This window comes from Pseudomonas sp. LBUM1643, assembly GCF_059716215.1.
In genome coordinates this window covers 5,858,216-5,869,973 of sequence record NZ_CP166813.1, presented here as the reverse complement: position 1 = coordinate 5,869,973, position 11,758 = coordinate 5,858,216, and the positions used below count along the sequence as shown (strand labels likewise).

10 protein-coding genes are annotated in these 11,758 nt (G+C 57.8%); 2 read left to right on the top strand and 8 right to left on the bottom strand.

Annotation, left to right across the window (positions count from 1 at the left end):
- Window positions 1-72 precede the first annotated feature (72 nt).
- The 8 genes from ACA063_RS26600 to ACA063_RS26565 all read right to left on the bottom strand — a co-directional run bounded on the left by ACA063_RS26600 (window position 73) and on the right by ACA063_RS26565 (window position 9,939).
- Complete coding sequence (locus ACA063_RS26600; protein WP_046029985.1) at window positions 73-1,995, bottom strand: PrkA family serine protein kinase; 1,923 nt, start codon at window positions 1,993-1,995, stop codon at window positions 73-75.
- 297 nt (window positions 1,996-2,292) lie between these two features.
- Window positions 2,293-2,622, bottom strand: coding sequence for a thiosulfate sulfurtransferase GlpE (glpE, locus tag ACA063_RS26595; RefSeq protein WP_497663946.1), 330 nt, complete (start codon window positions 2,620-2,622; stop codon window positions 2,293-2,295).
- Window positions 2,623-2,655: 33 nt separating this feature from the next.
- Window positions 2,656-3,540: a symmetrical bis(5'-nucleosyl)-tetraphosphatase gene (locus tag ACA063_RS26590; protein ID WP_497663945.1), complete on the bottom strand. Its 885-nt coding sequence runs from the start codon at window positions 3,538-3,540 to the stop codon at window positions 2,656-2,658.
- Window positions 3,540-3,920, bottom strand: coding sequence for a Co2+/Mg2+ efflux facilitator ApaG/CorD (gene apaG, locus ACA063_RS26585; RefSeq protein ID WP_497663944.1), 381 nt, complete (start codon window positions 3,918-3,920; stop codon window positions 3,540-3,542). The genes ACA063_RS26590 and apaG overlap by 1 nt, the downstream gene beginning before the upstream one ends.
- Before the next feature lie 122 nt (window positions 3,921-4,042).
- Window positions 4,043-4,861 (bottom strand): 16S rRNA (adenine(1518)-N(6)/adenine(1519)-N(6))-dimethyltransferase RsmA, encoded by an 819-nt coding sequence (rsmA, locus tag ACA063_RS26580; RefSeq protein ID WP_497663943.1) that lies wholly within the window; start codon window positions 4,859-4,861, stop codon window positions 4,043-4,045.
- A complete protein-coding gene (pdxA, locus tag ACA063_RS26575) occupies window positions 4,858-5,847 on the bottom strand; it encodes a 4-hydroxythreonine-4-phosphate dehydrogenase PdxA (RefSeq protein WP_497663942.1) in 990 nt (329 codons plus the stop codon). Before pdxA ends, rsmA begins: the two co-directional genes overlap by 4 nt.
- Window positions 5,844-7,160, bottom strand: coding sequence for a peptidylprolyl isomerase SurA (surA, locus tag ACA063_RS26570; RefSeq protein ID WP_194693792.1), 1,317 nt, complete (start codon window positions 7,158-7,160; stop codon window positions 5,844-5,846). Before surA ends, pdxA begins: the two co-directional genes overlap by 4 nt.
- Window positions 7,141-9,939, bottom strand: a complete 2,799-nt coding sequence (locus ACA063_RS26565; RefSeq protein ID WP_497663941.1) for an LPS-assembly protein LptD — start codon at window positions 9,937-9,939, stop codon at window positions 7,141-7,143. The genes surA and ACA063_RS26565 overlap by 20 nt, the downstream gene beginning before the upstream one ends.
- A 130-nt stretch (window positions 9,940-10,069) precedes the next feature.
- On the opposite strand from ACA063_RS26565, the gene ACA063_RS26560 reads away from it, so the two are divergent.
- A complete protein-coding gene (locus ACA063_RS26560) occupies window positions 10,070-11,089 on the top strand; it encodes an aminoglycoside phosphotransferase family protein (protein ID WP_497663940.1) in 1,020 nt (339 codons plus the stop codon).
- A complete protein-coding gene (murU, locus tag ACA063_RS26555; protein ID WP_497663939.1) occupies window positions 11,086-11,757 on the top strand; it encodes an N-acetylmuramate alpha-1-phosphate uridylyltransferase MurU in 672 nt (223 codons plus the stop codon). Before ACA063_RS26560 ends, murU begins: the two co-directional genes overlap by 4 nt.
- Window position 11,758: the final 1 nt, after the last annotated feature.

The following is an 11,758-nucleotide window of genomic DNA, read 5'->3' as shown; positions in this document are numbered from 1 at the left end:
GCGACATATGGCCACGATTACGCAAACAGCGCGTGTTCGTTAGAGATGTGTCGCTTGCCGCTTGCCGCTCCCTTATTGGGACTTTCTAACCCTCAGATACCACTCGGACAGCAGTCGCACCTGTTTGTCGGTGTACCCGCGCTCGACCATTCGTGTAACGAAGTCGTTGTGTTTCTGTTGATCCTCTTTGCTCGCCTTGGCGTTGAAGCTGATAACTGGCAGCAAATCTTCGGTGTTGGAGAACATTTTCTTCTCGATAACCACGCGAAGTTTTTCGTAGCTGAGCCAGGTCGGGTTCTTGCCGTTGTTGTTGGCCCGGGCGCGCAGTACGAAGTTGACGATTTCGTTGCGGAAATCCTTCGGATTGCTGATGCCTGCAGGTTTTTCGATCTTTTCCAGCTCTTCGTTCAACGCCACGCGATTGAGGATCTCGCCGGTTTCCGGATCGCGGTATTCCTGATCCTGAATCCAGAAGTCTGCGTACAGCACATAGCGATCGAAGATGTTCTGGCCGTACTCGCTGTAAGACTCGAGGTAAGCGGTCTGGATCTCCTTGCCGATGAATTCGATATAACGCGGTGCCAGGTATTCCTTGAGGAAGCGCAGGTAGCGTTCGCGTGTCTCGGCCTGGAATTGCTCTTGTTCAATCTGCTGCTCAAGTACATAAAGCAGGTGGACCGGGTTGGCGGCGATTTCGTGCGGATCGAAGTTGAAGACCTTCGACAGGATCTTGAATGCAAAACGCGTCGACAGCCCGTTCATGCCCTCGTCGACACCGGCGTTATCGCGATATTCCTGTATCGATTTAGCTTTCGGATCGGTGTCCTTCAGGTTCTCGCCGTCATACACCCGCATCTTGGAATAGATGTTGGAGTTCTCCGGTTCTTTGAGGCGCGAGAGCACGGTGAACTGGGCCAGCATCTTCAAGGTGTCGGGCGCGCAGTGAGCTTTGGCCAGCGAACTGTTGAACAGCAGCTTGTCGTAGATCTTCACCTCATCGCTGACCCGCAGGCAGTACGGCACCTTGACGATGTAGATCCGGTCGATGAACGCTTCGTTGTTCTTGTTGTTACGGAAGGTGTGCCATTCCGATTCGTTGGAGTGAGCAAGCAGGATCCCGGTAAAAGGAATGGCCCCCAGTCCTTCGGTACTGTTGTAGTTACCTTCCTGAGTGGCGGTCAGCAACGGGTGCAGCACCTTGATCGGCGCCTTGAACATTTCGACGAATTCCATCAGGCCCTGGTTGGCCCGGCACAGTGCGCCCGAGTAGCTATAAGCATCGGCGTCGTTCTGTGGGTATTCCTCCAGTTTGCGGATGTCGACCTTGCCCACCAGCGCGGAGATGTCCTGGTTGTTCTCGTCTCCCGGCTCGGTTTTGGCCACCGCAATCTGGTTGAGAATCGATGGATAAAGCTTCACCACGCGGAACTGGCTGATGTCGCCGCCGAATTCGGCCAGGCGCTTGGTGGCCCATGGCGACATGATGGTGTTGAGGTAGCGCCGCGGAATGCCAAAGTCTTCTTCAAGGATCGCGCCATCTTCAGTGGCGTTGAACAGACCCAGGGGCGATTCGAACACCGGTGAACCCTTGATCGCGTAGAAGGGCACCTTTTCGATCAACTGTTTGAGCTTCTCGGCGAGGGACGATTTACCGCCACCCACGGGACCGAGCAGATAGAGGATTTGTTTCTTCTCTTCGAGGCCCTGAGCGGCATGCCGGAAATACGACACGATCTGGTCGATGCATTCTTCCATCCCGTGGAAGTCTTCAAAGGCCGGATAGCGACGAATAACCTTGTTGGAGAAGATGCGCGACAGCCTCGAGTTGGTCGAGGTGTCGAGCAGCTCCGGTTCACCGATAGCCAGCAACAAGCGTTCGGCGGCGGATACATAGGCGCTGCGGTCCTTTTTGCACAGCTCAAGATACTCTTGCAGCGAGAGTTCTTCCTGGCGTGTGGATTCGAAGCGTTGTTGGAAGTGGCTAAAGATACTCATGACGTCACCTCGCTCGATACGTGGAGCCGACGCCGGATCACTCAGTCGATGCTGGCAGCAACCGAACAGGCAGTCGCTGTTTACCCCCCAGAACTCTTTCACAGCTGACGACTGCGAAAGCTACTCCCGATGACCCGCGCGCCGGTGTACCGGCTCTCCCCTGTTTTGGATGGCCTGGGCTTAAGGATAGTTGGGAATTCGGGAGGTAAAGGCGAGATACGTAATTAGTTGTGGCTGACCGTTCGTCTGCCTCGGCGCAAGCCCACGGGAGACGTGGGCTTGCGCGTTACAAAAATATTATTCAGAAGTGCCTTGCGCGGTATCTGAAGGATAAGTCGTACGCCACAACTCAAAACCGCCGTCCATGCTGTAGACGTCAGAGAAGCCCTGGCTGATGAGGTACGCCGCCGCGCTCTGGCTTGAGTTGCCGTGGTAGCAGACCACGACGGTCGGTGCATCGAGGTCGGCTGCCCGGATGAAATCCGAGATGGAAACGTTGTCCAGATGTTTGGAGCCCGCGATGTGTAGCGCAGCATAAGTTTGCGGATCGCGAACATCGACCACCACTGCGCCTTGTTCACGCAGGGCCTGGGCCTGTTCGGGGGGGATACGTTTGAATTCGCTCATGGCGGGCTCCTGTGGCTCGGCTGAAAGCGCAGTCTAGCGCTGGGCGCTGGCTGACGATGATTCGGAAATAGTCTGGGCGACTGGCGGTTTGGCTACATGGCCATGCTCGTCGCATTTGCAGGACAGGCGCTCGCCGCTGTCGACATTCATCAGGGTCAGTGCACCGCCCCAGACACAGCCGGTGTCGAGCGCCGAAATGCCCGGTTCAAGCACTTTGCCTTCCAGCGCGGCCCAGTGACCAAAGATGATTTTCACGTCTTTGGTTTTGCGTTCCTTGTGCTGAAACCAGGGCTTGTAACCTGGCGGTGCAGAGTCGACGCCTTCCTTGCTCTTGAGATCGAGCTTGCCTTCAGCAGTGCAGAAACGCATGCGGGTGAAATAGTTGGTGATCACCCTCAGGCGCGTGACGCCTTTGAGGTCGCTGTCCCACTTCGCTGGGTCGTTGCCGTACATGCCATCGAGGTAGGGTGGAAGCAGGTTGTCGTCTTGCAGGGCCGCCTCGACCTCAGCGGCACACTTCAGGGCTTTACGCAGCGACCATTGCGGCGGAATGCCGGCATGCACCAATGCGATGTTGCGCTGTTCGTCGTAATGCATGAGCTTCTGCTGGCGCAACCAATCCAGCAACTCTGCGCTATCGGGAGCTTCGATAATTTCGCGAAGGGTGTCGCTTTTTTTCAGGCGTTCGATGTTCTTTCCCGCGGCCAGCAAATGCAGGTCATGGTTGCCGAGTACGCACACCAGCGATTCGCGGATGCTATAGAGAAAGCGCAGGGTTTCCAGGGATTGGGGGCCACGGTTGACCAGATCGCCTACCAGCCACAAACGGTCTTTAGCCGGGTCGTAGGCGACTTTCTCAAGCAGGCATTGCAATGCCTCAAGACAGCCCTGCAAGTCACCAACGGCGTACGTTGCCATCAGTGCAGGGCTCCGGGCACCGCCAAACGAAATGGCGCGATGACAGCGTCGAAGTGTTTGCCGTCCTCAGCGATCATTTCATAGGTGCCCTGCATTGTGCCGACTTTGGAGGTCATCACCGTGCCACTGCTATAGGTGTGGCTCTTGCCCGGATCGATCAATGGTTGCTGGCCAACGACGCCCGCACCACGAACCTCCTCGACATGCCCGTCACCATCGGTGATTACCCAGTGCCGCGACAGCAGCTTGGCGGGTAGTTCGCCATTGTTCTGCACGGTGATGGTGTAAGCGAAGGCAAAGCGTTCGTGCTCGGGTTGCGATTGTTCTGCCAGATAGCGGGTGACGACGCTGACGTCGACCTGATAGCGAGGATCGGACATGCAAGAGGCCTTAAAAACGAAGCGGGACGCGGGGCGTAGCTGATAGGACTCAGTCTAGGCCAAGTATCGGGTAGTAAACCAGACCTGACGGCTGGTGTCTTACCCGATAACGTTCGTTCGTCTCAGTCTGCGGCGGGTTTCTGTAGGACTTGTTCGCTGAGCTTGTCGGCCAGGCGTACGAACGCGGCCAGATCGAGTTGCTCCGGGCGCAGACTGCCATCGACTCCGGCCGCTTCGATCTCGTCATTGCTGAGCAGCAGCTTCAGGGTGTTACGCAAGGTTTTACGGCGCTGGTTGAAGGCTTCGCGCACGACGCGCTCCAGCAGTTTGTGATCCTTGGCCGGGTGCGGAAGCACCGCATGAGGCACCAGGCGCACGATGGCCGAATCGACTTTAGGCGGCGGATTGAACGCGCCAGGGCCTACGTTGAACAAGTGCTCCACGCGGCAGTGGTACTGAACCATGATCGACAGACGACCCCAGTCACCGCCACCCGGGCCAGCAGCCATGCGCTCGACCACTTCCTTTTGCAACATGAAGTGCATGTCACGGATCAGGCTGGCGTTGTGCAGGAGGTGAAAGATCAGCGGCGTGGAAATGTTGTACGGCAGGTTGCCGACGACCCGAAGACTGCCCGGGGCTGCATTCAGGCTGTTGAAGTCGAACTTCAGTGCATCACCCTGGTGCAGGTTGAAGTTGCTCTTGCCGCCAAACTGTTGGTTCAGGATCGGGATCAGGTCTTTGTCCAGTTCAACCACGTCGAGTTGCGCGCCACTGCTGAGCAGGCCTTGTGTCAGTGCACCCTGACCCGGGCCGATTTCAAGCAGGCGGTCTTCAGTCTTGGCATGGATGGAACGCAGGATACGGTCGATAACACCCGCATCGTGCAGAAAATTCTGGCCAAAACGCTTGCGCGCGCGGTGTTGGTAATGCTCGGTCATAAACGGGTCTCGGCCATCTGGTAGGCGGTTTCCAGGGCGACTTGCAGGCTGCCGGTGTCAATTCTTCCGCTGCCGGCCAGGTCCAGGGCTGTGCCGTGGTCGACCGACGTGCGGATGATTGGCAAGCCCAGAGTTACGTTCACTGCCGCGCCGAAGCCTTTGTACTTCAGCACTGGCAGGCCCTGGTCGTGGTACATCGCCAGCACCGCGTCGCAGTGCTCCAGATATTTGGGGGTAAACAGAGTGTCGGCGGGGAGGGGGCCGCGAAGGTCCATGCCCTCGCCACGCAGGCGCTCTAATGTAGGTTCTATGATGTCGATTTCTTCATGGCCCAGGTGACCGCCTTCGCCGGCGTGCGGGTTAAGTCCGCAGACCAGGATACGTGGCTGGGCAATGCCGAATTTTTCTTGCAGATCGGCGTGCAGGATTCGAGTGACCCGCTCCAGGCGCTCCGGTGTGATTGCATCGGCAATCTCGCGAAGGGGCAGGTGAGTGGTGACAAGCGCCACGCGCAATCCGCGAGTCGCCAGCATCATCACCACTTGCGCGGTCTGTGTCAGGTCGGCGAGAAATTCCGTGTGCCCGGAGAAGGCGATCCCCGACTCGTTGATCACGCCTTTGTGGACGGGCGCGGTGATCATGCCGGCGAAATGCCCGTCCAGGCAGCCTTGGCCCGCTCGGGTCAAGGTTTCGAGCACGAACGCAGCATTGGCCTTGTCCAGTCGCCCGGCGATGACTTTGGCGTTGAGCGGAGTGTCCCACACGTACAGGCTGTTTGCCGGTGCCGGGGTATCTGGCCAATTGTCGGGAGTTACTGCAAGCAGATCGACAACCACACCCAGCTGCGCGGCGCGCTCAAGGAGCAGGTCGCGGCTGGTAATGGCAATCAGGGGGTGTGGCTGGGCTTGCGAGGCGAGCAGCAGGCACAGGTCAGGACCTATGCCGGCTGGTTCGCCGGGTGTCAGAGCGAAACGTTGGGGTTTCACTGCGCTGCCTGGTCTGCACCAGGGAGTTTGATCTCTACGTACGCTTCGTCACGGATCTGACGCAGCCAGGTTTGCAGCTCTTCGTCGTACTTGCGATTACGCAGTACGGTCATTGCTTGCTGCTCGCGAGCCTGGTTGGTGCTGTCGGTAGCGCGGCGACCAAGGACTTCCAGGACGTGCCAGCCGTATTGAGTCTGGAACGGCTTGGACAGCTTGCCTTGCGGGGTGTTGGCCATCACTTCACGGAATTCAGGCACCAGTGCATTCGGGTCGATCCAGTTCAGGTCGCCACCGTTGAGGGCAGAGCCCGGGTCTTCCGAATAGCTCTTGGCCAGCTCGCCGAAGTCTTCGCCTGATTCGATACGTGTGTAGAGCGACTCAGCCAGGGCTTTGGTTTTTGCTTCATCACGGATCGGGCTAGGTTTGACCAGGATATGACGCACGTGAACTTCGTCACGCACTTGGGCCTCGCCGCCACGCTTGTCGAGAATCTTCAGGATGATGAAGCCACCTGGAGTGCGCATTGGCTGGGTGATGTCCCCAACCGCCATTGTGCTCAGCATCCGGTCAAACGGTGGTGGCAATTGAGCAGCTTTACGCCAGCCCATGTCGCCACCTTCCAGTGCTGTCTCGCTGGCGGATTTGGCGATTGCCAACTGACCGAAGTCAGCGCCTTGCTTGAGCTGCTGGTACACCGCGTCCGCTTGCTTGGCAGCATTCTGAATCGCGTCGGAGTTGGCGCTTTCCGGTGTAGGAATCAGGATGTTGGCCAGGCGGAACTCTTCGGACAGCTGCATTTTGCCAAGGTCGGAAGCGAGGAAGTTTTTCACTTCCTGCTCGGACACCTGGATGCGCTCGGCCACGCGACGCTGACGTACACGGCTGATGATCATTTCGCGACGGATCTGGTCACGGGCGTCGTCGTAAGACAAGCCATCGCGAGTCAGGGCTGCGCGGAATTGATCCACGGTCATGTTGTTGCGCTGTGCAATGGTGCCGACAGCCTGGTTCAGTTCTTCATCGGTAATACGGATGCCGGAGCGTTCGCCGATCTGCAGTTGCAGGTTTTCGACGATCAGGCGCTCTAGCACCTGCTGATCCAGCACGCCAGGCGGCGGCGCAGCGGCGCCACGCTTGGCGATGGTTTGCTGAACTTCATGAACCCGTTGGTCCAGTTGGCTCTGCATGACCACGTCGTTGTCGACGATGGCCACCACTTTATCGATGGACTGCACCGCGGCGTTGGCCGCGGTACCCAGGAACAGCGCGCCCAGTACTAGCGGGCGCAGACAATCAGAAAGCTTGGTCTTCACGTTCACGATAACCTTGGATGCCTTTGTCGAGGAAGCTCTCTACTTTGGCGCCGGTGAGGCCGCCGAGTCCCTTCAGAACAATTTGGAGGAAGACGCCATGGTCGCCTTTTTCGTTTTGCGGAGCGTCTTGGCTGGTTTCGTCGTAGTCGACGAAGTAGCGGTTGATCACGCGCAGTTTCCAGCAGCAGTTGTCGTACTCGAAGCCACCGAAGGCATCCAGGGTACGGTTACGGTTGTAGTCATACTGCCAGCGGCTGATGAGGTTCCATTGCGGCACGATCGGCCAGATCACCGAGAAGTCGTGCTGTTGAATCTTGTAATAGTCCTTCACGTAGCCAGGTTGGCCTGGAGTACCGTAGTCACCGCCGCCCACTTGCCACTTACCGGTGTTCTGGTCGTAGCGGATCTGGTCGTTGCGATAACGATAACCGGCGTTGATAACCTTGTTCGGGTTGTCTTCAGGCTGGTAATGGAACATCGCGCTGCCCGAGCGAGGGCTGCGGGTATCCGGGTCCCAGTTGTAATCGGCGGTCGTACGCCAATCGCGGTTCCAGCGATATTCGTATTCCAGCGCATAAGGCGAAACCTTGGATTTCGCATCTTCGCGGGTCTTGGCGTCGATACCTGGCAACTGGACTTCGCGGTTCTTGAAATAGAACGCCTGACCGACGCTGATGCGTTGACGCTCGAAACCGTTGTCTTCGATCCAGCGGTTGGTGATGCCCAGGGCCAGCTTGTTCTCGTCACCGACGCGGTCGGCACCGGAGAAGCGGTTGTCACGGAATAGTGACGAATAATTGAAGGTGTATTCGCCAGTGTCGAATACCGGAATGTCTTCCTGGTCCGTCTCTGGGACGTAGAGGTAGTACAAACGCGGTTCAAGTGTCTGGTTGTAGTTTTTGCCAAACCATGTGGTTTTGCGATCGAAGTACAGACCACTGTCGATGCTGGCAATCGGTACGCCACGATTCTGGTTGGTGTCGAAGGTGCCGTTGAGCTTGTCCTGTTCAGCATTCTGAGCGGCGATCTGAGATTTACCGATGCTATCCAGATCCAGCTGGTACTGGGTGTATTGGTATTTGAGCTGTGGTTTCAGGAAACCATAGGACCAGTCCAGCGGCAGGCTGACAGCGGGTGCAAGGTTGAGGCGATCGCCATTGGCGCGTGCCAGGCCTTGTACGTTGGTATCCAGTCGCGGAGAAACGTTGCCATCTTCATCGGTGAAGTTGCCGTTTTTCAGGTCGCGATCAAACCGCACGAGCTCAGTGTCATAGGAGAAATTCAAGCCGCCTGGCTGTTCGGGCAGTGCACCATTGAAGGTGATCTGCGGCAAACGGTCATACGGCGTGATGTTCGAGACAGTTGCCAGCTGATAAGCCTGGGCATTCAGTCGAGCGGTATAGCTGTCGCCGCGATAGCTAACGGAACCCTGCTGGTTCACATAATCAGCGCTTTTCACACCAATCTGGTCAGTCTGCAGATCCTGGAAGTAATACGGGTCGCTGATCTTGGTGTAATCGACCTGCGTGAAGACGCGCGAGTCGAGGCCACCTTTGTGCTGCCAGTTGTACATGTAGCGGGTTTTTTCGTAATCGCTCTGCTGGCTGCGTTCGGTGTCCTCGTCGTTGAGGTAAGCAGCACCGAACTGACCTTCGCTGGACGGGGTCAGGTAGCGGAACTCGCCTTCCATCAACAAGCCATGCTTGCTCATGTAACGCGGGTACAACGTGGCATCGTAGTTCGGCGCCAGGTTGAAGTAGTACGGCGTGACCAGCATGAAGCCGGTATCGGTGCCGGTGCCGATAGTCGGCGGCAGGAAGCCGGACTGGCGACGGTCATCGATCGGGAAGTAAATGTACGGCGTGTAAAGAACCGGAATGTCCTTGACCCGCAGTGTCACGTTGGTCGCGGTGCCGAAGCCGGTGGCCGGGTTAAGGGTGATGTTATTACCCTTGAGCTGCCAGGCGTTGCTGTTCGGTTCGCACGTGGTGTACGTACCATCCTTCAGGCGGATGATCGCGTTCTCGGCACGTTTGGCGTACAGGGCGCTACCGCGAATACGTGACTTGTGAAGAATGTACTCGGCGTTGTCGACCTTGGCTTCGCCGGTGTCGAGCTGGACATCAGCGTGGTCGCCGACGATCAGGGCGCCATTGTCACGAACCCGGACATTGCCGCTCAGTTCGCCACGGCTTTCAGCCTGATAAAGATTCGCTTCGTCGGCTTCGACCTGCATGCTGCCCTGACGCATGACGACGTCACCGGCCAGGGTCGCGACCTGCTCATCCTGCTTGTACCGGGAGGCTTTGGCGCCGAGGAAGGTCGGGGCGTCACTTTTACTCGTCTTGTCATTCATGCCAGGACGAATCGGTTCGATATAGGAACCAGAGCAGTAAGGACCTGTTTCGGCCAATTGTGCTGCTGTGAGGTTTTCGCGTGGAACCCAGTCGAGGTGACTGTAGTCTGCACTGCGCGACTTCAATCCGCGTCCCTTGGCCTCGGTCACCAGTGCCGTTTTGGCGCCGGTGTCTTCGCTGGAACCGCCGTCGGCTGGTGTCTCGCCGCTCGCGCCTACCGCACTGCCGTCATGGACGGGGCGAGGAGGCAGGGCAGCCGCTGGCGATTTTGGCGCACAGTCCCAGGCACCCGAAGCAGAGACTGAGCAGTCATACTGTTCCGCGGCGACCACGAACGAAGTGGCTAGGGGTTGCAGGGCCAGCAGACTGCCGGTTACCAACAACGGAAATTTTTTACGAAACGCGGGGGATTTCAATGCCATCTTATTAGTCCGGGCTTCCTGCGTGCCATCTGCCCGCGGTGTGGGCCGCACGCCTCTCGATGGTCTGAAAAAGATGCTGGATAATAAAGCATGACCCGCTTGACGGCTAGCGCCGTCGGAGACCCTTGCAATGCCTGACCAAGATGTACGTTTGCAACACCTGAAAGTTTGGCTCGATGAGCAATTGGCGATTCACTACGCAGATCAGGGCTGGGGTGCCGTACCCCCGGCCACGTTGACTGCTGCCAGCAGTGACGCAAGTTTTCGGCGGTATTTTCGCTGGGAGGGCGAGGGCAGGAGTTTCGTCGTGATGGACGCACCTCCGCCTCAGGAAAACTGCAAACCCTTCGTGGATATTGCTTTTTTGCTGGAGAAATCCGGAATTAACGTGCCGAAAATTTATGCCGAAGACCTTGAACGCGGCTTTCTTCTGCTGAATGACCTTGGAAACAAGACGTACCTGGACGTGATCAACAGCGAAAACGCCGATGATCTGTTCAAGGATGCGCTGCAAGCGTTGCTGGCTTTTCAGCAACTGCCAATGGTGGCGCCGTTGCCAAGTTATGACGTGGCCTTGCTGCGGCGTGAGCTGGAATTGTTCCCAGAGTGGTACGTCAAGCATGAATTGGGCATCGAGTTCGATTCCGCTCAGCAAGCACTCTGGCAGAAAGCCAGCGATCTGTTGATCGACAGCGCACTGGCACAGCCGAAAGTGCTGGTCCACCGCGATTACATGCCGCGCAACTTGATGCTCAGCCAACCCAACCCCGGTGTGCTGGATTTTCAGGACGCGGTCTATGGCCCAGTGACCTACGACGTGACCTGTCTGTTCAAGGACGCTTTTCTCAGCTGGCCTGAAGAGCGTGTACGCGGTTGGCTGCAAGATTACTGGCAACAAGCGGGCGCTCTGGGCATTCCGGTTCAGCCGGATGTAGAAGATTTCCTGCGCGCCAGTGATCTTATGGGCGTGCAGCGTCACTTGAAAGTCATCGGCATCTTCGCCCGCATCTGTCACCGCGACGGCAAGCCGCGTTATCTGGCGGACGTACCGCGATTCTTTGCTTATATAGAGAACGTTGTCGCGCGCCGACCTGAGCTGGCTGAGCTAAGGGCTTTGCTGGACAGCCTGCGCGGCGGAGTAACAGCATGAAGGCGATGATTCTGGCGGCAGGCAAAGGCGAGCGCTTGCGCCCGCTGACCCTGACCACGCCCAAACCGCTGGTTCGTGCCGGTGGTGTGCCGCTGATCGAGTATCACTTGAAGGCCCTGGCAATCGCGGGCTTCACCGAAATTGTGATCAACCACGCCTGGCTCGGTCAGCAGCTTGAAAACTATCTGGGTGACGGATCGCAGTACGGCGTTCGAATCCAGTACTCGCCGGAAGGTGAGCCACTGGAAACTGGCGGCGGTATTTTCCGTGCATTGCCGCTATTGGGCGACGATGCGTTCCTGGTGGTCAACGGTGATATCTGGACCGACTATGACTTCAGCATGTTGCACCAGCCTATCTCCGGGTTGGCGCATCTGGTGCTGGCGGACAACCCGCCTCATCACCCGACCGGCGATTTCAGTCTGAGCGACGGTCACGTTCGCGACGGTGAGCCGGGTGCTGAAACATTGACCTACAGCGGCATTGCCGTGCTGCATCCGCAGCTGTTCGACGGGTGTTCGGCAGGCGCCTTCAAACTCGCGCCGCTGCTGCGCACAGCGATGGCGGCCGGGCAGGTCACCGGCGAACGCCTCAGCGGACACTGGGTAGATGTGGGTACTCACGAGCGCCTGGCTGAAGTGGAAACCTTGATAGAAGCGAGCCGCTGAC